The sequence below is a fragment of the Streptosporangium becharense genome, assembly GCF_014204985.1.
In the GTDB taxonomy this organism is placed as follows: Bacteria; Actinomycetota; Actinomycetes; order Streptosporangiales; family Streptosporangiaceae; genus Streptosporangium; species Streptosporangium becharense.
Genome location: NZ_JACHMP010000001.1, coordinates 6,131,936 through 6,153,810 on the forward strand (window position 1 = coordinate 6,131,936; position 21,875 = coordinate 6,153,810).

Annotated in this window: 16 protein-coding genes; 12 read left to right on the top strand and 4 right to left on the bottom strand. The window is 71.0% G+C overall.

Annotated elements, in window-relative coordinates; translation table 11 throughout:
- The first annotated feature begins 133 nt into the window (after window positions 1-133).
- From F4562_RS26935 to mug, 6 genes are all read left to right on the top strand, one after another.
- Window positions 134-1,057, top strand: coding sequence for an LLM class F420-dependent oxidoreductase (locus tag F4562_RS26935; protein WP_184541697.1), 924 nt, complete (start codon window positions 134-136; stop codon window positions 1,055-1,057).
- Window positions 1,058-1,246: 189 nt separating this feature from the next.
- Window positions 1,247-2,887: a 3' terminal RNA ribose 2'-O-methyltransferase Hen1 gene (locus F4562_RS26940; protein WP_184541695.1), complete on the top strand. Its 1,641-nt coding sequence runs from the start codon at window positions 1,247-1,249 to the stop codon at window positions 2,885-2,887.
- Window positions 2,880-5,480 carry a polynucleotide kinase-phosphatase gene (locus tag F4562_RS26945; RefSeq protein ID WP_184541693.1) on the top strand — a complete coding sequence of 867 codons (2,601 nt, stop codon included), beginning with the start codon at window positions 2,880-2,882 and terminating at the stop codon, window positions 5,478-5,480. The genes F4562_RS26940 and F4562_RS26945 overlap by 8 nt, the downstream gene beginning before the upstream one ends.
- Window positions 5,481-5,588: 108 nt before the next feature.
- Window positions 5,589-6,755, top strand: a complete 1,167-nt coding sequence (locus F4562_RS26950; RefSeq protein WP_184541691.1) for a VLRF1 family aeRF1-type release factor — start codon at window positions 5,589-5,591, stop codon at window positions 6,753-6,755.
- Window positions 6,756-6,830: 75 nt separating this feature from the next.
- A complete protein-coding gene (locus tag F4562_RS26955; RefSeq protein ID WP_184541689.1) occupies window positions 6,831-8,240 on the top strand; it encodes a sugar porter family MFS transporter in 1,410 nt (469 codons plus the stop codon).
- Window positions 8,241-8,249: 9 nt separating this feature from the next.
- Window positions 8,250-8,813, top strand: coding sequence for a G/U mismatch-specific DNA glycosylase (mug, locus tag F4562_RS26960; protein ID WP_184541687.1), 564 nt, complete (start codon window positions 8,250-8,252; stop codon window positions 8,811-8,813).
- 151 nt (window positions 8,814-8,964) lie between these two features.
- Here mug and F4562_RS26965 read toward each other — a convergent pair whose 3' ends face one another.
- Both F4562_RS26965 and F4562_RS26970 read right to left on the bottom strand, forming a co-directional pair.
- Window positions 8,965-9,579 (bottom strand): DUF1707 SHOCT-like domain-containing protein, encoded by a 615-nt coding sequence (locus F4562_RS26965; protein WP_184541685.1) that lies wholly within the window; start codon window positions 9,577-9,579, stop codon window positions 8,965-8,967.
- Between the two features lie 7 nt (window positions 9,580-9,586).
- Window positions 9,587-10,375, bottom strand: a complete 789-nt coding sequence (locus tag F4562_RS26970) for a PadR family transcriptional regulator (RefSeq protein ID WP_184541683.1) — start codon at window positions 10,373-10,375, stop codon at window positions 9,587-9,589.
- 938 nt (window positions 10,376-11,313) lie between these two features.
- Between F4562_RS26970 and F4562_RS26975 the strand changes: the two genes are divergently transcribed.
- From F4562_RS26975 to F4562_RS27000, 6 genes are all read left to right on the top strand, one after another.
- On the top strand, window positions 11,314-12,051 hold the full coding sequence (locus tag F4562_RS26975; RefSeq protein ID WP_184541681.1) for a metal-dependent hydrolase: 738 nt from the start codon (window positions 11,314-11,316) through the stop codon (window positions 12,049-12,051).
- Between the two features lie 181 nt (window positions 12,052-12,232).
- Complete coding sequence (gene acnA, locus F4562_RS26980) at window positions 12,233-15,004, top strand: aconitate hydratase AcnA (protein ID WP_184541679.1); 2,772 nt, start codon at window positions 12,233-12,235, stop codon at window positions 15,002-15,004.
- A gap of 515 nt (window positions 15,005-15,519) precedes the next feature.
- Window positions 15,520-16,632: a sugar ABC transporter substrate-binding protein gene (locus F4562_RS26985; RefSeq protein ID WP_184541677.1), complete on the top strand. Its 1,113-nt coding sequence runs from the start codon at window positions 15,520-15,522 to the stop codon at window positions 16,630-16,632.
- 239 nt (window positions 16,633-16,871) lie between these two features.
- Window positions 16,872-17,636: an ATP-binding cassette domain-containing protein gene (locus F4562_RS26990; RefSeq protein WP_221206954.1), complete on the top strand. Its 765-nt coding sequence runs from the start codon at window positions 16,872-16,874 to the stop codon at window positions 17,634-17,636.
- On the top strand, window positions 17,633-18,883 hold the full coding sequence (locus tag F4562_RS26995; protein ID WP_184541675.1) for a sugar ABC transporter permease: 1,251 nt from the start codon (window positions 17,633-17,635) through the stop codon (window positions 18,881-18,883). The genes F4562_RS26990 and F4562_RS26995 overlap by 4 nt, the downstream gene beginning before the upstream one ends.
- A 35-nt stretch (window positions 18,884-18,918) precedes the next feature.
- Window positions 18,919-20,127, top strand: coding sequence for an ROK family transcriptional regulator (locus F4562_RS27000; RefSeq protein ID WP_184541673.1), 1,209 nt, complete (start codon window positions 18,919-18,921; stop codon window positions 20,125-20,127).
- Between the two features lie 230 nt (window positions 20,128-20,357).
- Here F4562_RS27000 and F4562_RS27005 read toward each other — a convergent pair whose 3' ends face one another.
- Window positions 20,358-21,137 carry a neutral zinc metallopeptidase gene (locus F4562_RS27005; protein WP_184541671.1) on the bottom strand — a complete coding sequence of 260 codons (780 nt, stop codon included), beginning with the start codon at window positions 21,135-21,137 and terminating at the stop codon, window positions 20,358-20,360.
- Window positions 21,138-21,288: 151 nt separating this feature from the next.
- Window positions 21,289-21,873 (bottom strand): neutral zinc metallopeptidase, encoded by a 585-nt coding sequence (locus F4562_RS27010; RefSeq protein WP_184541669.1) that lies wholly within the window; start codon window positions 21,871-21,873, stop codon window positions 21,289-21,291.
- Window positions 21,874-21,875: the final 2 nt, after the last annotated feature.

The window sequence follows — 21,875 nt, forward strand, 5'->3', positions numbered from 1 at the left end:
AGAGGGAACGCCGGACGGGACGGGCCCGCGTGTTCGCCGGTGGACGGGGCGATCGGGCGGGGGCGGTACGGGGTTTCCGCACCACCGCGTGTTTTCTGTGGATGACGTCTGGGGTGCCCGGATAATGGTCTTCATGAAGTTGAGGATCTTCACGGAACCGCAGCAGGGCGCCACGTACGACGAGTTGCTGTCGGTCGCGCGGACCGCGGAGCGGCTGGGGTTCGACGCGTTCTTCCGCTCCGACCACTACATGCGGATCGGGCCGGGCGACCCCGGCCCCGGTTCCACGGACGCCTGGACGACCCTGGCGGGCCTGGCCAGGGAGACCTCCACGATCCGGCTCGGCACGCTGGTCACCCCCGCGACCTTCCGGCTGCCCGGCCCGCTGGCGATCAGTGTGGCCCAGGTCGACCAGATGAGCGGCGGCCGGGTCGAGATCGGCCTCGGCACCGGCTGGTTCGACGCCGAGCACGTCGCCTACGGGATCCCGTTCCCCCCGGTCGGCGAGCGGTTCAGCCGCTTCGAGGAGCAACTGGAGATCCTGACCGGGCTCTGGACCACCCCGGTGGGCAAGACGTTCTCCTTCGAGGGCGCCCACTACCGGCTGGCCGACTCCCCGGCGCTGCCCAAACCCGCGCAGAGCCCCAGACCGCCGATCATCATCGGCGGCTTCGGCGCCAAGCGCACCCCGCGTCTGGTCGCCCGCTTCGCCGACGAGTACAATGTGCCGTTCCGCACCCTGGACGACACCGCGGCGGCCTTCGGCCGCGTGCGCGAGGCGTGCGAGGCCCGCGACCGTTCGTCGATCCTGTACTCGGCCGCGCAGACCGTCTGCGTCGGGGCCGACGACGCGGAGATCGCGCGGCGGGCCGAGGTCATCGGGCAGGACCCGGCCGACCTGCGCGCCGCGGGCCTGGCCGGCACCCCCGCCGAGGTCGTGGAGAAGATCCGCCGGTTCGCCGACCTGGGGGCCGACCGGATCTACCTGCAGGTGCTGGACCTGTCCGACCTCGACCACCTGGAGTTGATCGCCGCCGAGGTCCTGCCGCACGTGTAGCGCCGGGGTTCCGCCCGGCCGTCTCCCGGTCCTGCCGCACGCGTGGCGCCGGGGTTCCGCCCGGCCGTCTCCCGGTCCTGCCGCACGCGTGGCGCCGGGAGTCGTGCCACGATCTTCGTGTTCGGATACGGGTGGTTATGGGTGGTTAATCGATGGCTGCCCGGCCGAGTCTGCGGCAGACTCGGCCGGGTGTTGCTGACGATCTCCACGACCGCGCGGCCCGCGACCGACCTCGGGTTCCTGCTGCACAAGCATCCGGACCGGATCCAGGAGTTCACCCAGGCGTACGGTGTGGCCCGGGTCCTGTACCCGGAGGCGAGCCCGGAGCGCTGCACGGCGGCGCTGATGCTCGACGTCGACCCGGTCCGTCTCGTGCGCTCCCGCAACCGCTCCACGCCCGACTACGCGCTCGGCCAGTACGTCAACGACCGGCCCTACGCGGCGTCGTCGTTGCTGGCCGTGGCGTTGGGCGACGTCTTCCGCACGGCTCGGGCCGGGCGTTGCGCTGCCCGCCCGGAGCTGGCCGCCGTCCCCATCCCGCTGGAGATCGTCCTGCCCGCGCTGCCCTGCAGGGGTGGTCCCGAGCTGGCCCACCGGGTGTTCGAGCCGCTGGGCTGGCGGGTCGAGGCGCTGGCGGTGCCGTTGGACGAGGGGTTCCCCGAGTGGGGCGACTCCCGTTACGTGCGGCTGACACTGCGCGGCGAGGTGCGCCTGGCCGACGCGCTCAACCACCTCTACGTGCTGCTCCCGGTGCTCGACGACGCCAAGCACTACTGGGTGGCCTCCGACGAGGTGGACAAGCTGATCAGGGCGGGCGAGTCCTGGCTCGCCGCCCACCCGGAGCGGAGCCTGATCACCCGGCGTTACCTGGGCCGCCGCTGGACTCTGGCCCGTACGGCCTTCGCCCGCCTGGCCGAGATCGGCGACGACGTGGCGGAGGAGCTCGACCCCCCGATCGAGGAGGAGCCCGCCGATCCCGCCGCTGCGGTGGATCCCGCCGATCCCGCCGACGCGGCGGACCTCGCCGATCTCGCCGACGCGGTGGACTCCGCCGGCCAGGAAGACCCGGCTACCGATCCCGCCGTTGCGGTGGACCCCGTCGGCCCGGACGATCCGGCCGCGGGAGAGAGCGGGGCGGCCGGCGCACCGTGGGAGACGCGACCCGAGCGGGAGGCCGGAGAGGCGGGTCCGCCGGGGGAGGCCGCGGGGCGGCGGCCGCTCAACGTCCTGCGCCGCCAGGCCGTGCTGGAGGTGCTCGACGAGCTGGGTGCGCAGCGGGTCATCGACCTGGGCTGCGGTTCGGGCGAGCTGGTGGGGGCACTGCTGGAGCGGCCCCGCCTCATCAGGGTGGCCGGAGTGGACGTGTCGGCCCGGGCGCTGGCGATCGCGGCCCGGCGCCTGAAGCTCGACCGCATGCCGGAGCGGCGGCGAGAGCGCCTGGAGCTGTTCCAGGGCTCGCTGACGTACACCGACGACCGGTTCGCCGGATACGACGCCGCGGTGCTGATGGAGGTCGTCGAGCATGTCGACCCGCCGCGCCTGCCCGCGCTGGAGCGGGTGGTCTTCGGCACCGCCCGTCCGGGACACGTGATCGTCACCACTCCCAACGCGGAGTACAACGTGCGCTACGAGTTCCTGCGGGGGCTGCGCCACCCCGACCACCGCTTCGAGTGGACCCGTGCCGAGTTCGCGGCGTGGGCGGCGAAGGTCTGCGCCGAGTACGGTTACCGCGCCGCGTTCCGGCCCGTCGGCGATGACGACCCGCTGTTGGGCCCACCCACCCAGATGGCCGTGTTCGGTCTCGTAACCGAGGGAGGCGGGGATGTCTGAGATCTCCGTACCGGAGATGTCGCTCGTCGTGCTGGTCGGGATCTCCGGCAGCGGCAAGTCGACCTTCGCTCGTCGGCACTTCGCCCCCACGCAGGTGATCTCCTCCGACTTCTGCCGCGGCCTGGTCGCCGACGACGAGAACGACCAGGCCGCCACGCCCGACGCCTTCGACGTGCTTAACTACATCGTCGGCACCCGGTTGCGGCGCGGGCTGCTGACCGTCGTGGACGCCACCAACGTGCAGTGGGAGGCGCGCAAGCGGCTGATCGAGCTCGCGAAGTCGCACAACGTGCTGGCCGACGCGATCGTCCTGGACGTGCCCGAGGAGGTGGCGGTCGCCCGCAACGCGACCAGGCCGGACCGCGACTTCGGAGCGCACGTCGTCACCCGGCAGCGCAAGGACCTGCGCCGGTCCATGGCGAAGATCTCCCGTGACGGCTTCCGCCGGGTTCACGTGCTGCGCGGCGTGCAGGAGATCGAAGCCGCCACCGTCGTCACCGAGAAGGCGTGGACCGACCGGCGCGAGCTGACCGGGCCGTTCGACATCATCGGCGACGTGCACGGCTGCCGCGCGGAGCTCGAGGCGCTGCTGCGCACCCTGGGCTGGCGGATCGACCCCGGTGGCACCGGCGCCGTCCACCCCGAGGGCAGGACGGCGGTGTTCGTCGGCGACCTGGTCGACCGGGGCCCCGACTCGCCGGGCGTGCTCCGCCTGGTCATGGGCATGGTCGGGGCGGGCACCGCGCTGTGCGTGTCGGGCAACCACGAGCAGAAGCTGGCCCGCGCGCTCAACGGCCGGAAGGTCAGGGTCGCCCACGGGCTCCAGGAGTCGCTGGACCAGATCGCCGCCGAGCCGGAGGAGTTCCGGCGGGCGGCCCTGGCCTTCATGGACGGGCTGATCAGCCACTACCGGCTCGACGGCGGCCGGCTCGTCGTCGCCCACGCCGGGCTCAAGGAGGCCTACCACGGCCGAGCCTCGAACCGGGTGCGTTCCTTCGCGCTGTACGGTGACACCACCGGCGAGACCGACGAGTACGGCCTGCCGGTGCGCTACCCGTGGGCACGGGAGTACCGGGGCAGGGCCATGGTCGTCTACGGCCACACGCCCATCGCCGAGCCGGAGTGGATCAACAACACGATCTGCCTGGACACCGGAGCGGTCTTCGGCGGCCGGCTCACCGCGCTGCGCTACCCGGAGCGCGAGCTCGTCTCGGTTCCGGCGGAGCGGGTCTGGTACGAGCCGTCGAGGCCGCTGGCCGCACCCCCCGCACCCCCGTCCGGCGCCGGGTCCGCGGCCGGGTCCTCCGGCGCCGGGTCCGCGCCTGTATCCCCCTCCAGCGCCGGGTCTCCCGTCGCGTTCGCGTCCGGCCCCCGTGAGCCCGGTGTGCTCTCCATCGACGACGTGCGGGGCACCCGGTACATCGAGACCCGGCACGGCGGCGGCAGCGTCAAGATCAGAGAGGAGAACGCGGCGGCCGCGTTGGAGATCATGAGCCGGTTCGCGGTCGACCCGCGCTGGCTGGTCTACCTGCCGCCGACGATGGCGCCGCCGGAGACCTCGCGGCTCGACGGCTACCTGGAGCATCCGGCCGAGGCGTTCGCCGAGTTCGCCGAAGCCGGGGTCACCCGGGTCGTGTGCGAGGAGAAGCACATGGGTTCGCGGGCCGTCGTCGTCCTCGCCAGGGACGCGCGGGCGGCGGCCGGCAGGTTCGGGGTCGCCGACGGCGGCTGCGGGGCCGTCTACACCCGTACCGGAAGGCCGTTCTTCCCCGACGACACCGCGCTGGTCGACCGGCTCAGGCGGGCCTGCGCGCCGCTCATGGACGAGCTGGGCTCCGACTGGCTGGTCCTCGACTGCGAGCTGTTGCCGTGGTCGGCCAAGGCGGAGCAGCTGGTCCGCAGCCAGTACGCCTCGGTGTCGGCCGCGGCCCGCGCGGCGTTGCCCGAGGCGCTTACCGCGCTGGAGGCGGCGGCGGGACGCGGGCTGGATGTGGGCGATCTCCTGGATCGCGTCCGCCGCCGTTCGGAGAACGCTGCCCGGTTCCGGGACGCGTATGCGCGTTACTGCTGGCCGGTCTCCGGGCTGGACGGCCTGCGCGTGGCGCCGTTCCAGATCCTCGCCTGCGAGGGCAGGGCGACCGCCGTGGACGAGCCGCACTCCTGGCACCTGGACATGCTGGCCCGGCTCGACGACCCGCTGCTCGCGTCCACCCGGCATGTGGTCGCGGACCTGGCCTCGCGGGAGTCCACGGACGCGGCGACCGCCTGGTGGTCGGAGCTGACCGCCGCGGGCGGGGAGGGCATGGTGGTCAAGCCGCTGGACCGGCCGGCCGGTCCGAGCCGGGTGCAGCCGGGGGTCAAGGTCCGCGGACGCGAGTATCTGCGGATCGTCTACGGGCCCGACTACACCGAGAGTCTGGACGTCCTGCGTGCCAGGTTCCTGGGACGCAAGCGCTCGCTGGCGCTGCGCGAGCACTCCCTCGGCCTGGAGGCGCTGTCCAGGCTCGCCGCGGGTGAGCCGTTGTGGCGGGTGCACGAGGCGGTCTTCGCCGTCCTGGCACTGGAGTCGGAACCGGTCGATCCGCGTCTGTGATTTTTCGCTAAAGACAGGTGAAGGGGGAAGGCATTTTCCAGATTGTGACGATGGCCGCGTCTGCCGTTTTCCTTAGGCTTTGAAGACCTGACGATCAGGGAGGAAACGGTGGAATTCGATCGTGCGGCGCTGCGTGATGTCGTCTCCATCCGGGATGATCTCGGGGTGTTGTCGTTCTACCTGATGGCCAACCCTCGGGAGGACGCCTCATCCCGGCCCGCGTGGCGGATCCGTTTCCGCAACGAGGTGACCGCCCTGCGGGACCGGATCGCGGCTGATCCCGACCGGTCGCGGCGCAAAGCAATCCTCAAGCGGCTCGAAGGGCTCGAACCATACTTCCCGGACCTGCTCAATCCCGCGGAGTCCGGCCCCGGCCGGGTGATGTTCGCGCCGGTCGGCAGTGAGGAGGTGTGGACCTTCACCTTCCAGCTCCCGCTCCCCGACCACGTCACGCTGGACCGCACCGCCTGCGTGCGTCCGCTGGTCAACGCCGTCGAGGCCGCGCCGCCCGCCGGCGTGGCGGCCGTGTCCAAGGACGGGCTGCGCGTCGTCGACTACCGCTACGGCTTGGCCAGGGAGGTCGGTACGACGCGCTTCGAGACCGGCGCCGAGGGCCTGGGGCAGACGCGCGGACCCGGCCAGCACGCGGAGGCGTCCTCCCAGGGTGCCTGGCACCGCGACAAGGTCGCGAGCCGGATCGACGAGGGTCTCGCCCGCCAGGTGCGCGGGGCCGCGCCACGGCTGGCCGAGCACGTCGAGAGCCGCGGGTGGACCGCCCTCGTGCTGACCGGGGACGTCCAGCTCACCGAGATCCTGGCGGCGGAACTGGGCGGCGAGGTCATCCAGGTCGACGCGATGGTCGACTCGCAGTCTCCGACGAAGATCGTCGAGTATGTGGAGCCGCAGCTCGCGGCGGCCAGGACCAGGCGCGGCGTCGGGCTGGCCGACCGTGCCAGAGACCTGGCCCTCTCCGGCGGACGCGGCGCGCTCGGCCTGGCCGACACGCTCGCCGCACTCAACGAGAGCCGGGTGGCCAACGTGCTGCTGGCCGAGTCGTACGAATGGAGCGGGCGCCGCGACGGCGACGGACTGCTGTACGCCGACGGGCAGAGCCCGCCGGCGGGCTCGGGGCGGGAACTCACCCCGGAGCCCGTGATGGGCGAGCGGATGATCGAGCGTGCCCTCGACACCGACGCCGAGGTCACCGTGCTGACCGGCGAGGCGGCCGACGCCCTCGCCGACTTCGACGGGGTCGCCGCGCTTCTGCGCTGGTAGGGCGGTCGCGGTGCCGCCGCCCAGGTGATTTCGGAGATCGACGTCTCAGATGTGCTTTCGGGGGAAAGGACAGGCATGGCCGGCATCGCCCCTTCGGGGACCACCAGGGAGAACATCGGGCACGTCGTCTTCATCACCGCCGCCGCGGCGATCGGCGGCTTCCTTTTCGGCTATGACAGCGCGGTCATCAACGGGGCCGTCACCGGTATCCAGAAACACTTCCGCGTCGGCCCGGTGGAGATCGGCGTCGTGGTGGCGATCGCGCTGCTGGGCTCGGCGGCCGGTGCGTGGATCGCCGGAGGGGTGGCCGACCGGTGGGGCCGCACCCGGACGATGCAGGTGGCCGCGATCCTGTTCGCGGTCAGCTCCGTCGGCCAGGCGCTGCCGTTCTCGGTCTGGGACCTCGCCTTCTGGCGGGTGCTCGCCGGCATGGGGATCGGCATGGCGTCGGTGATCGGCCCCGCCTACATCGCGGAGGTCGCGCCGCCCGCCTACCGGGGACGCCTGGGGTCCTTCCAGCAGCTCGCGATCGTCCTGGGCATCGCGGTCTCGCAGCTGGTCAACTACGCCATCGCGGAACGCGCCGGGGGAGACGTCAACAACGAGCTGCTCGGCCTGGAGGCGTGGCAGTGGATGCTCGGCGCCTGCCTGGTCCCCGCCCTGCTCTACCTGATGTTCGCGACGATCATCCCCGAGTCGCCGCGCTTCCTGGTCGCGGTCGGCAGGTCCGCCGCGGCGCGCAAGGTGCTCGCCGAGGTCGAGGGCGGGAGCGTGGACCTGGACGCGCGCCTGGCGGAGATCGAGGCGTCGCTGCACAGCGAGCGCCGGCCGAGCCTGCGCGACCTGCGCGGCCGGAGCCTCGGGCTGCTGCCGATCGTCTGGATCGGCGTCCTGCTCTCGGTCTTCCAGCAGTTCGTCGGTATCAACGTCATCTTCTACTACTCGGCGTCGCTGTGGCAGTCGGTCGGCATCAACCAGTCCGACTCGCTGCTGATCAGCTTCTCCACCTCGATCATCAACATCGTCGGCACGTTCATCGCCATCGCGCTCGTCGACCGGATCGGACGCAGGCCGCTGCTGCTGGTCGGCTCCGCCGGAATGGCGGCCGCGCTGGGCGTGGCCGCGTGGGCGTTCAGCGCCGCCGTGCCGAGCGGGGACGCCGTCAGACTGCCGGAGACCCAGGGCACGGTCGCCCTGGTCGCCGCGCACGTCTTCGTACTGTTCTTCGCCCTGTCGTGGGGTGTGGTCGTCTGGGTGCTGCTGGGAGAGATGTTCCCCAACCGGATCCGGGCCGCGGCCCTGTCGGTGGCGGCCGCCGCCCAGTGGGTGGCCAACTGGCTGATCACGGTCTCGTTCCCGTCCCTCAGCGAGTGGAGCCTGGCCGGCGCCTACGTCGGCTACGCCTTCTTCGCGGTGCTCTCCTTCGTCTTCGTGTTGTTCAAGGTGCGGGAGACCAAGGGACGCAAGCTGGAGGAGATGGGTTAGGTTCGCCCCGTGGCATCGCGAGATCGGGCGCCGGCGGCGCCGAGCAGGGCCGAACTGGAGGCCGCCAGGGATCGCACGGTCGACGACGTGCTCGGCCCCGCACTGGACGTGCTGTTCTGCGGCATCAACCCGGGCCTCTACTCGGCGGCCACCGGCTGCCACTTCGCCCGGCCGGGCAACCGGTTCTGGCCGGCGCTGTACCGCTCCGGCTTCACCCCCCGGCTGCTGGCCCCCTCCGAGCAGCATCTGCTGCCCTCGTACGGGCTGGGCATCACCAACGTGGTGCGGCGAGCCAGCGCGCAGGCCGCCGAGCTGTCGGCCGAGGAACTGCGCGAGGGCGGGGAGCGGCTGGTGAAGCTGGTCGCCGAGGCGGGACCGAAGGTGCTGGCGGTGGCGGGGGTGACCGCCTACCGGCAGGCGTTCGGCAGGCCGAAGGCCGCGATCGGGCCGCAGGAGTCGCGGATCGGCGAGGCGGCGGTGTGGGTGCTCCCCAACCCCAGCGGCCTGAACGCGCACTGGACCCTCGACCGGATCGCGGCGGAGATGCGGCGGCTCAGGGAGTCGCTGTCGTAGGGCCGCTCCGCCGTAGGGCTGTTCCGTCGTAAGGGCCGTTCAGCCGTGAGTTCGCTCCGCCGTAGGGCTGCCCGGTCGTGGGACTGTTCTGCTGTAGGGCTGCCCGGTCGTGGGGCCGCTCTACCGTAGGGCCGCCTGCTCGTGGGAGCGCTCAGCGCACGCCCGGAGGGGTGATCCGCCGGTCGTGGGCATGCCACCGCCTGCGATGGAACAGACCCGCCAGCGCCAGCACCAGCCAGGCGAGGAAGAGGAACCTCAGCGCGCCGAACCCGGTGACCGCCACCCCCGCCACCACCAGCAGCAGGAGCAGGGGGGCGAACGGCGGCCCGCCCCGGCGTGCCGTCCGGTTCCGGACCGCGTGCCGGCTCCGGCCCCGGAGGTCGTGGACACCCCACACGTGGTGGTGCGGGCGGCGGTCGTACGCGCGGTGGTCGTGCGGGCGCGGCAGGTCGGCGCCGACCAGGGCCAGGTCGCGGCCCGTCCGCGCGGACAGGGCCAGGCCGAGGCGCTCGTCGAGCTCCTCCCGGGTCAGGCGGCCCTGCGCGTAGTGCTCACGCAGGGCCGTCACGGTCACCTCGCGCTCGGCGTCTCCGATCCGCAGATCCTCCGGTCCGACGTGCGGGCTCTCCTGTTCGGCGTGCGGATCCCTCCGGGCGGGGAACGGGCCCTCCCACCCGTCGAACGGGCCGTGCCAGCCGGCGTAGGGGCCCTCCCAGCGGTGGTGCCGGCGATCTCGGGCGGGGTGCCGGTCGCTTCGCGGCGTCATGGTCGGATCACTCCTCGCCGGGGTCGCCGTCGGCCAGGATCCGGTAGAGCTTGCGGCGCGTCTCGACCAGGATCTGCCTGGCCTGACGGATCTGCGCGTCGCTACCGGTCTGCAGGATCTGGGTCATGGCGGACGCCGCCTGGCGTGCGAGGTCCAGCAGCTCCCAGGTGCTCTCGTCGACGTCGGGGGTCATCTCCTCCCACGGGGCACGCACCTCGTCGGCGTGGTCGGCCACGTAGGCCCGGCCCGCCCCGGTGAGGTCGAAGGTCTTACGCCCCTCGCTCTCCTCGCACGAGACCAGCCCTTCGTCGGTGAGCTGCTGGAGCGCGGGGTAGACCGCCCCCGGGCTGGGCTTCCAGCCGCCCTCGCTGCGCCGTTCGATCTCCTGGATGATCTGGTAGCCGTTGCGCGGCGCCTCGGTGAGCAGCGCCAGGATCGCGGCGCGGACGTCACCCCGCTTCGCCTTGCGGCCACGCCCGAACGGCGGCCCGCCGAACGGTCCTCCGCCGAACGGTCCTCCGCCGCGGCCGCGGCGGCCGTGACCGGAGCGGCCGAAGTCCCACGGGAAGGCACCTGTGGGGAAGGGGCCGCGGGGGCCGCGGTGCCGGTGCTCATGCGGGCCGCCCCGGTGCGGTTCGTCGCCGTGGGGACCGTGCGGCCCCGGACCCCAGGGGTGCTCGTGCCACCCGGCGGCCATGCGGCTCCAGGCCGCGCGGCCCGCTCTCTTCATCTCGCGCCGGATCTCCCGCGGGTCGAACCCCTCCCACGGGCCGCGCATCGCTTCCGCCGATGTCATGGCGTGTCTCCTGTCTTACGATCGTCTTTCGACCACTCTAGATGCTTCAAAGATATATCGAGAATATTCTTATGACAACCCTGGTCGGTTGGGAGGGGGCGCCTGGGCGGGGGAGGGGGGCGATCCGGTCGCGACCACCCGCCTCACCTGCGCTTCGGCCGGGCCCTCCGGTGTCGTGGGCCCCCGCGAACCGTCTCCGAACGCCATAGCGGAGAGTGATGTCGTCGCAGCTCAGCGCCGAAGTGAGGTAGATCACCAAATTCTTTGGCGATTTTGGAACAAGAACCGAGACCTGGGCGTTACAAATGACATAGACGGGATTCGTTCCGTGCCGGAAGGGCTGGGGGGTGCTTTCGGTGCGGAACGGTCCCGTCTGTCGTTTCCCGGGCACGCCCGTTTTCCGGCGCCGCGTCATCGCCTCCGGGCCTCCTGATCCGGGCCTCCCGGCTCCGCCCCGAAGCCGCCTTCCGCGTCACCGCTCCCGCCGCTCGCCGCTCCCGCTTTCCGGCCTCCCGCGTCACCGCTCTCGCCGGTCCCTCTTCCTCGCCTTCCGCGTCACCGGTCCCGCCGCCCGCCGGTCCCGCTTCCTCGCCTCGCGGGCACCGGCCTCACGTGCCACCCCGCCGGCTCCGGGATCGCCCTTCCGCCCGGCGAGTCTTCCGCCGGGTCGCACCGCCCGCCGACCCGGAGGTGGAGAGGGTGGCGGGTGACGGGAGTCGATGGGCGTGGCGGTCAAGGTACATCCCCGGCGATCCCGGCTGAATCTAAAATCGGTAAAAGACGATCGATGCTCATTGCCTGAGGTGGGTCCGTCCGTGCGGCGCGGAAGCGGTTTCGCCCGCGCGACACGCCGAAGGCGCAAAATGACGTGGTCCTCCGCCTGAAGGATTCTTTGCCGTACAGTCTCCCGGGGTGATCTTGATGGTGGTGTTTGAGCAATGATGGGGCATACGCACGCGTTGACGGGGGCGATCGCCTGGCTGGGGGTGGCGCCGACCCTGGCCGCGTTACCGCTGCTCACCGAGTCGTCCCAGTTCGTGCAGACCGGGATCATGGTCAACGCGCTGACTCCCGCCGAGTTCGTCGCCGGGACCCTCATCTGCGCGGGGGCGGCGATGCTGCCCGACCTCGACCACCCGAGTGCGACGATCGCGCAGACGTTCGGGCCGGTCACCTGGGCGTTGAGCAAGGCCGTCTCGTGGCTCAGCGGAGGTCACCGCAACGCCACCCACTCGCTGCTGTTCGCCGTGGCCGCCGGGTTCGGCGCCCACTACCTGGCCAACACCTACCCGATCGGCCGCGACATCCTCGTCGTGCTGCTCATCGGCCTGGCCCTGCGGGCGATCGGGATCGGCATCCCCGGCAAGAAGCTCGCCTCGGCGGCGGTGAACGTCGCCATGACGGTCGGGCTGTTCGCGGTCTTCCGCAGTGACCACGTGGGGTACGCCTGGCTCGGGATGGCGGTCGCGGTGGGCTGTCTGACCCATGTCGTCGGAGACTGCTGCACCGAGAAGGGCTGCCCGGTGCTGTGGCCGATGAAGCAGAAGTGGCTGCTGCCCTGGAAGATCGGGATCAAGACGGGCCGCGCCTTCGAGCAGAAGTTCCTCGCCCCGGTGCTCTCGATCGCGGTGCTCGGCCTGTTGTACTTCCGCCTCGCTCCACTGCCGACATACTGATTGGTAACTTGATGTCGAGATATCTGTGACGATATCTTGATATCGAGACATCCGCTGCGACCGTGGATGACCACCGAGTTAGGCATACCTAACAGGTACGGGCACTTCGGCGGTGCGGCAGGATTCAGTTGCGCCTTCTGTACCGGCGCACCAGACATCAGGGTGATGAGGGAGGCGAACCGTGTCCGCGAACAGCTTCGGCAGCCGTGACACGCTCCGCGTCGGTGACGCGGCATACGAGATCTACCGGCTGGACGCCGTGGAGGGGGCGGGGCGTCTCCCGTACAGCCTGAAGATCCTGCTGGAGAACCTGCTCCGCACGGAGGACGGCGCGAACATCACCGCCGACCACATCCGCGCGCTCGGCCAGTGGGACCCGGCCGCGGCGCCCAGCGTGGAGATCCAGTTCACGCCGGCCCGTGTGATCATGCAGGACTTCACCGGCGTCCCCTGCGTGGTGGACCTGGCCACCATGCGCGAGGCCGTCCGCGACCTCGGCGGCGACCCGGCCAGGATCAACCCGCTGGCCCCGGCGGAGATGGTCATCGACCACTCCGTCATCGTCGACTTCTTCGGCGGCCCCGACTCCTTCCAGCGCAACGTCGACCGCGAGTACGAGCGCAACCGGGAGCGCTACCAGTTCCTGCGCTGGGGGCAGACCGCCTTCGACGAGTTCAAGGTCGTCCCGCCGGGCACCGGCATCGTGCACCAGGTCAACATCGAGCACCTGGCCCGGGTCGTCATGATCCGTGACGGGAAGGCGTACCCGGACACCTGTGTCGGCACCGACTCCCACACCACCATGGAGAACGGCATCGGCGTCCTCGGCTGGGGCGTGGGCGGCATCGAGGCCGAGGCCGCGATGCTCGGTCAGCCGATCTCCATGCTGATCCCGCGCGTGGTCGGCTTCAAGCTGACCGGCAAGCTCCCCGCCGGCGCCACCGCCACCGACCTCGTGCTCACCATCACCGAGATGCTGCGCAAGCACGGCGTCGTCGGCAAGTTCGTGGAGTTCTACGGCGAGGGCGTGTCCAGCGTGCCGCTGGCCAACCGCGCCACGATCGGCAACATGAGCCCCGAGTTCGGCTCCACCTGTGCGATCTTCCCGATCGACGGCCAGACGGTCGACTACCTGCGGCTGACCGGCCGCTCCGAGGAGCAGGTGCGGCTCGTCGAGGCGTACGCCAAGGCCCAGGGGCTGTGGCTGGACCCGTCGGCGGAGGAGCCGGTCTTCTCCGAGTACATCGAGCTGGACCTCGCCACGGTCGTGCCGTCCATCGCCGGCCCCAAGCGCCCGCAGGACCGCATCGCGCTGTCGGACGCCAAGCGGGCCTGGCGCGCGGCCGTCAAGGACTACGCGCCGAGCGTGCAGGGCCCGGCCGACGAGGCGTCCGACGAGTCGTTCCCCGCCTCCGACTCGCCGGCGATCTCCCACGACGGCAACGGCGACAAGCCGCACGCGGCCGGCCTCGACGGGGAGCGGCCCCGCAGGCCGGTCCCGGTCACGCTGGCCGACGGCACCAGCTTCGAGATCGACCACGGCGTGGTGACCATCGCCGCGATCACCAGCTGCACCAACACCTCCAACCCGTACGTCATGCTCGGCGCCGCGCTGCTGGCCAGGAACGCGGTGGAGAAGGGCCTGACCCGCAAGCCGTGGGTCAAGACCTCCCTCGCCCCCGGCTCCCAGGTCGTGACCGGCTACTTCGAGCGCTCCGGCCTGCAGCCGTACCTCGACAAGATCGGTTTCAACCTGGTCGGCTACGGCTGCACCACCTGCATCGGCAACTCCGGCCCGCTGCAGGAGGAGATCTCCGCCGCGATCCAGGAGAACGACCTGGCCGTGACCGCGGTGCTGTCCGGCAACCGCAACTTCGAGGGCCGGATCAACCCCGACGTCAAGATGAACTACCTGGCCTCGCCGCCGCTGGTCGTCGCCTACGCCCTCGCCGGCACCATGGACATCGACCTCGCCACCGAGCCGCTGGGCACCGGCGCGGACGGCGAGCCGGTCTTCCTCGCCGACGTCTGGCCCTCGCCGGAGGAGGTCGCCGAGGTGGTCGCGTCCTCCATCGACCAGGAGATGTTCCTGCGCGACTACGCCGACGTCTTCAAGGGCGACGAGACCTGGCAGTCGCTGCCGATCCCGACCGGCGACACCTTCGAGTGGGACCCGGCCTCGACCTACGTGCGCAAGGCCCCCTACTTCGACGGCATGCCGCGTGACCCGCAGCCGGTCTCCGACATCGCCGGGGCCCGCGTGCTCGCCAAGCTGGGCGACTCGGTCACCACCGACCACATCTCGCCCGCCGGGGCCATCAAGGTCGGCACCCCGGCCGCCGAGTACCTGCGCGAGAACGGCGTCGAGGTCAGGGACTTCAACTCCTACGGCTCGCGCCGCGGCAACCACGAGGTGATGATCCGCGGCACCTTCGCCAACATCCGGCTGAAGAACCTGCTGCTCGACGGTGTGGAGGGCGGCTACACCCGCGACTTCACCCTCGACGGCGGCCCGCAGAGCTTCATCTACGACGCCTCCGTCAACTACCAGGCCGCGGGCGTCCCGCTCGTCGTCCTGGCGGGCAAGGAGTACGGTTCCGGCTCCTCGCGCGACTGGGCGGCCAAGGGCACGGCGCTGCTGGGCGTCCGCGCGGTCATCGCCGAGTCGTACGAGCGCATCCACCGCTCCAACCTGATCGGCATGGGCGTGCTGCCGCTGCAGTTCCCCGAGGGGGAGACCGCCGACTCGCTGGGCCTGACCGGTGAGGAGACCTTCGACATCACCGGTGTCGAGGCCCTCAACTCCGGCGGCGTCCCGCAGACCGTGACGGTCAGGGCGGGCGAGAAGGAATTCCAGGCCGTCGTACGCATCGACACCCCCGGTGAGGCGGACTACTACCGCCACGGAGGGATCATGCAGTACGTCCTGCGCTCCCTGCTCGCCAAGAGCTGAGCAGGGGGACGGGGCCGCACGCGGGCCCCGTCCGCATCGGGGGAGACACCCCAGAACGCGACCGCCCGGCGGGCCACCAGACCCGCCGGGCGGTTTCGCGTTCTCCGCCCCCGGCTTCCCGTGCCCCCGGTCTCCGGAGCTCCGGCCTCTCCGGTCCCGGCTTTCCCGTTTTCCGGACGTCCCCGGGGCTCACGTTACTCATCCCATGATGCGTTGATCGGCTCATCGCATCCTCTGGTCCACGTCCGGCGGGGGTACGCCGACGGTGTCCCGCGGTCTGCGGCGGCGCCGTGACCAGGCGGGGAGCGCGGGGTTAAGCACGCGTTTCTGGATTGTTACCGGCCACAACAAACTTTCCGTCTGGAGGGTCTGGTGTTCCTGGCCGACGCGGAATACGTTGCCGCAAACAACATTCACCGGAACGGTGAGCCGCGACCCGGCGGATCCGTACCGGTGAGTCCGGCATGCCGCACATCCCGCCCCCCCACCTTCTGTCGAAGAAAGGACCCGTGCACATGCGCAAGGGGATCCTCAGCATGACCGCCGCCGCCGCGGCGATGACCCTCGGCCTCGCCGCCTGCGGAGGCGAGAGCGGCGACTCCTCCGCCCAGAGCGGCGGAGCCCCCGCCGAGACCAAGGCGGCCGGCAAGATCGGCGTCATCCTCCCCGACAGCAAGTCCTCCGCCCGCTGGGAGACCGCGGACCGCAAGTATCTGGAGGAGGCGTTCAAGTCCGCGGGCGTGGCCTACGACATCCAGAACGCCCAGGGCGACAAGACCCAGTTCCAGACCATCGCCGACCAGATGATCACCAGTGGGGCCACCGTCCTCATGATCGTCAACCTCGACAGCGGCACCGGCAAGGCCGTGCTCGACAAGGCCAAGGCCCAGGGTGTGGCCACCATCGACTACGACCGCCTCACCCTCAACGGCGGCGCCTCCTACTACGTCAGCTTCGACAACACCAAGGTCGGCGTCCTTCAGGGCGAGGGCCTGGTCAAGTGCCTGACCGACAAGAAGGCCGACAAGCCGATCGTCGCCGAGCTCAACGGCTCACCCACCGACAACAACGCCACGCTGTTCAAGAACGGCTACGACAGCGTGCTCAAGCCCAAGTACGACGCCGGTGAGTACGTCAAGGGCCCGGACCAGTCGGTGCCGGACTGGGACAACGCCCAGGCGGGCACGATCTTCGAGCAGATGCTGACCGAGCAGCCGAAGATCGCGGGTGTGCTGGCCGCGAACGACGGCCTGGGCAACGCTGCCATCACGGTGCTGAAGAAGAACAACCTCAACGGCAAGGTCCCGGTCACCGGCCAGGACGCCACCGTGCAGGGCCTGCAGAACATCCTCGCCGGCGACCAGTGCATGACCGTCTACAAGGCGATCAAGAAGGAGGCTGACGCGGCGGCCAAGCTGGCCATCGCGCTGGCCAAGGGCGAGAAGCCCACGGCGACCGGCACGGTCAAGGACTCCGAGAGCAACGCGGACGTGCCCGCCGTCCTGCTGGAGCCGCAGGCCATCTTCTTCGACACGGTCAAGGACGTCGTCGCCGACGGCTACGTGACCAAGGAAGACCTGTGCACCGGAGAGTTCGCCGCCAAGTGCACCGAGGCCGGAATCTCGTGACGCGCGGAGGGTGCGGCCGTCCGGTCCCGGCACGGCCGCACCCTCGCGCCCGATCGCGGCGGCGTCCCCCCACCCGCCCGGGAAGGCCGGCGGACCCCGCCGGGAGGCGGCACACCGGGTAGGACCCGGCGCCACCGGCTCCCGGCCCCCGGCCCTCCCGGCGGCGAGGCCGGCACCGCCCGCAGGCGCCCGATCCGCGCCGGCTCCGCCGCGCGCACGAACACAGGGAGCACATCCCCATGACCCCCGTACTGGAACTCCGCGGGATCGACAAGAGCTTCGGTCCCGTCCAGGTTCTGCACCGAGTCGACTTCTCCGCCTACGCCGGGGAGGTGACCGCGCTGGTCGGCGACAACGGCGCGGGCAAGTCCACCCTCGTCAAGTGCGTCGGCGGCATCCACCCGATCGACTCCGGCGGCTACCTCTTCGACGGCAGGCCCGTCCAGATCGGCAGCCCGCGTGACGCCGCCGAACTGGGCATCGAGATCGTCTACCAGGACCTCGCGCTCTGCGACAACCTCGACATCGTCCAGAACATGTTCCTCGGCCGCGAGCACAGGCGCGGCATCGTCCTCGACGAGGACACCATGGAGGAGATGGCGGCCAAGACCCTGGAGAGCCTGTCGGTCCGCACCGTCAAGTCCATCCGCCAGCGCGTCGCCAGCCTCTCCGGCGGCCAGCGGCAGACCGTGGCCATCGCCAAGGCCGTCCTCTGGAACAGCAAGGTCGTCATCCTCGACGAGCCCACCGCGGCGCTCGGCGTCGCGCAGACCGCACAGGTGCTGGAGCTCGTCCGCCGCCTCGCCGACCAGGGACTGGCCGTCGTGCTGATCTCGCACAACATGAACGACGTGTTCGCCGTCTCCGACCGCATCGCCGCCCTCTACCTCGGCCGGATGGCGGCCCAGGTCAAGACCTCCGACGTCACCCACGCACAGGTCGTCGAACTGATCACCTCCGGCCGCAGCGGCGACCTCGGCCTCACCAACGGAGTCACGGTATGACCGCCACGATTTCCCCGAAGCGCGGCGTGAAAGAGGCGCCCTCCATCAGCTCCAACGTCCGGGGCTACGCCGAGCGGATCCGCGGCGGGGACATGGGCGCGCTGCCCGCGGTGTTCGGCCTCGTCGTGCTCTGCACGGTCTTCGCGATCATGCGACCCTCCTTCGTCACCGCCGGGAACTTCGCCAACCTCTTCACCCAGGGCGCCGCGGTCACCGTGATCGCCATGGGTCTCGTCTTCGTGCTCCTCCTCGGTGAGATCGACCTGTCGGCGGGCTTCGCCAGCGGCGTCTGCGCCGCGGTGCTGGCGATCGCGCTCACCAACCAGGGCAGCCCCTGGTACGTGGCGGTGGCGGCGGCCATCCTCACCGGCGTGGTGATCGGCACCACGCTCGGCGCCATCGTCGCCAAGCTGGGCATCCCGTCCTTCGTGGTGACGCTCGCCGCCTTCCTGGCCTTCCAGGGACTGGTCCTGCTGCTGGTCAAGGGCGGCACCATCATCGCCGTCCGCGACGAGACGATCCTCGCGATCGCCAACAAGAACCTCCCGCCCGTGCTCGGCTGGGGTCTGCTGGTCGCCGGGGTCGTCGCCTACGCCGCACTCCAGTCGCTGCGCGCCCGCAAGCGCGCCGCCCGCGGCCTGACCGCCGACCCGGTCTCGTTGATCGCGGTCCGGGTGGGCGCCCTCGCGCTGCTGGGCGGGCTCGCGGTCTACATCCTCAACCTGGAGCGCAGCCGCAACGCCGCGGTCGTCTCGCTGGCGGGTGTGCCGATCGTGGTGCCGATCATCGTGGTGCTGCTGCTGGTCCTGACGTTCGTGCTCCGCCGCACGGCGTTCGGACGCCACCTCTACGCCGTCGGCGGCAACGCCGAGGCCGCACGCCGGGCGGGCATCAACGTCGACCTGATGAAGATCAGCGCCTTCGCGATCTGCTCGTCCATGGCCGCGCTCGGCGGCATCATCGCCGCGTCCCGTGCCAGTTCCGTCGACCCCAACACCGGCGGCAGCAACGTGCTGCTCTACGCGGTCGGCGCCGCCGTCATCGGCGGCACCAGCCTGTTCGGCGGCAAGGGGCGGGTGCTGGACGCGGTCCTGGGCGGCGCCGTGGTCGCGGTCATCGAGAACGGGATGGGCCTGATGGGCTACAGCTCCGGGGTGAAGTTCATGGTGACCGGATCGGTCCTGCTGCTGGCCGCCATGGTGGACGCGCTGTCGCGCAAACGGGCGGCCGCCACTGGTCTAAGGTGATCTGCGACCCCAGTCCACCGAAGGAATCTCACGCGATGCGGGCAGGCCCCTCCCAGGAGGAGATCAGGCGCCACAACCTCGGCGCCCTGCTCCGGCACGTCCATCTGGGCGGCCCCATCTCGCGCGCGGAGCTCACCAACCGGCTGGGGCTCAACCGCAGCACCATCATGGCCCTCACCGCGGACCTGACCGCCGCCGGCCTGGTCAGGGAGGAGCTCCCCAGGGAGACCGGGCGTGCCGGACGCCCGTCCCTGGTGGTGCGGCCGGAGTCGGCGCGGGTCTACGTGTTCGCCTTCGACGTGGGCGTCGACCGCCTGGTCGCCGCCCGCGTCGGCCTGGGCGGCACGATCCTGGACCGCCGCGACGCCGTGCGGCGGCGAGACCCCTTCTCCACGGAGGAGGTCGTCGGCCAGCTCGCGGCCTTCGCCCGGCAGATGCATCGCAAGACCCGCTCCGACACGGTGTGCGTCGGGGCGGCGGCGGCCTTCTCCGGGGGAGTCGACCGCGGCGGCGGCGTCGTCAGGTTCGGGCCCAACATGGGCACGGTGGGCGACGTGCCGTTCGCCGAGGAGATGACCCGGCGGCTGGGCCTCGGCCTGCGGGTCGCGGTCGGCAACGACGCCAACCTCGCCGCCCTCGCCGAGCACACCCGCGGTGTCGGCGTCGGCTGCCGCGATCTCATCTACCTGCACGGGGACGTCGGCGTGGGCGGCGGCGTGATCGTCAACGGCCAGCTGCTCGGCGGCCACATGGGCTTCGGCGGAGAGGTCGGGCACATGATCGTCAACCCTGACCGGGGCCGCCCCTGTAGCTGCGGCTCCTCCGGCTGCCTGGAGGCCGAGGTGGGGGAGCGGGCCCTGCTGGAGGCCGCCGGCCGGTTCGGTTCCCAGGCCGGCCGGGACGCCGTGCGCGCCGTGGTCGACGCGGCCGACCGCGGCGACGTCGTCGCCCAGGCCGCGCTCAACCGCGTCGGCGACTGGCTGGGCCTGGGCGTCGCCAACCTCGTCAACCTCTTCAACCCGGAGATGGTCGTCTTCGGAGGCATGCTCCGCGAGATCTACCTGGGGTCCGCGGCGCAGGTCCGCAGCCGTCTCGCCGTCGAGGCCCTTCCCCCCTCCCGCGAGCACCTGCGCCTGCGCACCTCCGCCCTCGCCGACGAGGCCACCCTCGTCGGCGCCGCGGAGCTGGCCTTCTCCCGGGTCCTCGCCGACCCCCTGGAGGTTCTCGCTCGCGCGGGTTCCTGACGTCGTCACGTGTCGTCCACCGGCTCGGAGCGCACACCCCGCCGGGCCGCACAGTCCGCCGGGCCGCACAGTCCGCCGGCGCAGGCCGGGCCGCCCGCCCGTGCAGGCGGGGCCTCCTGCGGGGAAGACGCCGGGTGAACCCCGGAAAAACAACAGGGGGCCACCCGTCGCCCGGCTGTGGGGCGGGGACGGATGGCTCCCGGAAAGCGGAACCGCGGAAGGGGAGGAGGTCAGGAGACCTTCGACTTGGGAGCGGTGAAGGTGTTGCAGGCGCCGGGGTCCTCCTGGTGGAAGCCGCGGGTCACCCAGTAGGCGACGTTCTCGGCCTTGCCGTGGGTGGAGGTGCTCTGGGCGGCGCGCACGACGTAGGCCAGGTCCGACTCGCGGCGGTTCAGGGAGCGCCAGGTGCTGCCGAGGAAGACGCCGCTCAGGCACTCGGCCTGGAGTTCGATCTTGCGGGTCGCGGCGAGGATCTCCTTGTTGCTGCGGTACTTCTGGGAGCGGTAGGCGGGGAGGATCCCGGAGAGCTCCTGGACGTGGTGACCGTACTCGTGGGCCATCGTCTGGAGCAGGAACAGCTCGGTCGCCTGGGCGAGGATGCCCTCGCTGAGGTGGAAGGTGATCTGGTTGTTCCGCGAGCAGTAGATCGCCTGCGCGTTCTTGGGGAACGTGCCGCAGCCGGTCCGCGCGCCGGGGCGGGTGCTGGCCAGGAACTTCGGCTTGGAGAAGGTCATCTTCGCTTTGCCGAACTGGTATCCCCACGCCTCGTTGAGGCAGTCGAGGACGAAGTCGAGATAGATCTCGGCGGTTTCCGGGTCGTCGTTGTAGACCGGCTGCTCCTGGCAGGCGTCCGGCTCCAGCTTGCCCGTCTTGTAGATCGGGTTGGCGGTCAGGGCGGCCTTGCCCTTGGGGGCCGGCCGCAGGTGCTCAGCGGTGGCCGTTCCCGTCGTACCGGCGAAGACCACGCCCGCCAGCATGCCGGAAAGCAGCACTATGAGGGATTTACGCATGATCCTTAACCATATTGAAGATTAAAGATCGGGTAAAGCTGGTATGTCACTAGGTTTAGACCATTCCCATAGGGAGAAGCGGCGCCGCGGACGGGAACCGGTGAATCCGGCCGGGCGGCGCGGAGCCGCCCGGCCGGATGGGCCTTCGGGGTCAGGCGACGCGGTTCGCCGGGACGGACCAGGTGTTGCAGGCGGACGGGGCCCCCGCGTCGAAGCCGCGGTCCATCCAGTAGGCCTGGCTGCTGCCCTTTCCGTGGTCGTTCTTCGGCCAGTTCTTGTGACCGTTGGCGTGAACCCAGCGGACCATGCCGTCCCACTGCTCCTGCTCGACCGGGAGGCTGCCGGAGATCTGGCGGAGGAAGGCGGCGCCCATGCAGTCGGCCTGAAGTTCCAGACGTCGGGAGAAGGCCAGCTTGCCGGCCGTGCCGGCGCGCCAGGTGCTGTTGACGTAGTACTTCATGATGCCCGCGAGGTGCTGCACGTGGTGTGCGTACTCATGGGCCATGAACTGGGCGTGGTTGGCCGCGTAGGGGTTCTTGAGCACCTGCCGCGTCACGCCGATGTAGATGGTGCGGTTGGCGGAGCAGTACATGCCGCCCGCGCTGCTGGGCCAGCGCCCGCAGGGCGTGTTCACCTTGCTGGTGGAGAAACGCAGTCTCGGCTGGCCGAAGGCCAGCTTCGCCTTGCCGAACTGGGCCTTCCACGCGATGTTCAGGCAGCGGGTCACCCGGGTCATGA

What these genes read in the sequence shown, in the direction of transcription:
- F4562_RS26935 (WP_184541697.1), top strand. Translation starts at nt 134, where the DNA reads ATGAAGTTGAGGATCTTCACGGAACCGCAGCAGGGCGCCACGTACGAC.
- F4562_RS26945 (WP_184541693.1), top strand. Translation starts at nt 2,880, where the DNA reads ATGTCTGAGATCTCCGTACCGGAGATGTCGCTCGTCGTGCTGGTCGGG.
- F4562_RS26955 (WP_184541689.1), top strand. Translation starts at nt 6,831, where the DNA reads ATGGCCGGCATCGCCCCTTCGGGGACCACCAGGGAGAACATCGGGCAC.
- F4562_RS26965 (WP_184541685.1), bottom strand. Translation starts at nt 9,579, where the DNA reads ATGACGCCGCGAAGCGACCGGCACCCCGCCCGAGATCGCCGGCACCAC.
- F4562_RS26970 (WP_184541683.1), bottom strand. Translation starts at nt 10,375, where the DNA reads ATGACATCGGCGGAAGCGATGCGCGGCCCGTGGGAGGGGTTCGACCCG.
- F4562_RS26975 (WP_184541681.1), top strand. Translation starts at nt 11,314, where the DNA reads ATGATGGGGCATACGCACGCGTTGACGGGGGCGATCGCCTGGCTGGGG.
- F4562_RS26985 (WP_184541677.1), top strand. Translation starts at nt 15,520, where the DNA reads ATGCGCAAGGGGATCCTCAGCATGACCGCCGCCGCCGCGGCGATGACC.
- F4562_RS26990 (WP_221206954.1), top strand. Translation starts at nt 16,872, where the DNA reads ATGACCCCCGTACTGGAACTCCGCGGGATCGACAAGAGCTTCGGTCCC.
- F4562_RS26995 (WP_184541675.1), top strand. Translation starts at nt 17,633, where the DNA reads ATGACCGCCACGATTTCCCCGAAGCGCGGCGTGAAAGAGGCGCCCTCC.
- F4562_RS27000 (WP_184541673.1), top strand. Translation starts at nt 18,919, where the DNA reads ATGCGGGCAGGCCCCTCCCAGGAGGAGATCAGGCGCCACAACCTCGGC.
- F4562_RS27005 (WP_184541671.1), bottom strand. Translation starts at nt 21,137, where the DNA reads ATGCGTAAATCCCTCATAGTGCTGCTTTCCGGCATGCTGGCGGGCGTG.
- F4562_RS27010 (WP_184541669.1), bottom strand. Translation starts at nt 21,873, where the DNA reads ATGACCCGGGTGACCCGCTGCCTGAACATCGCGTGGAAGGCCCAGTTC.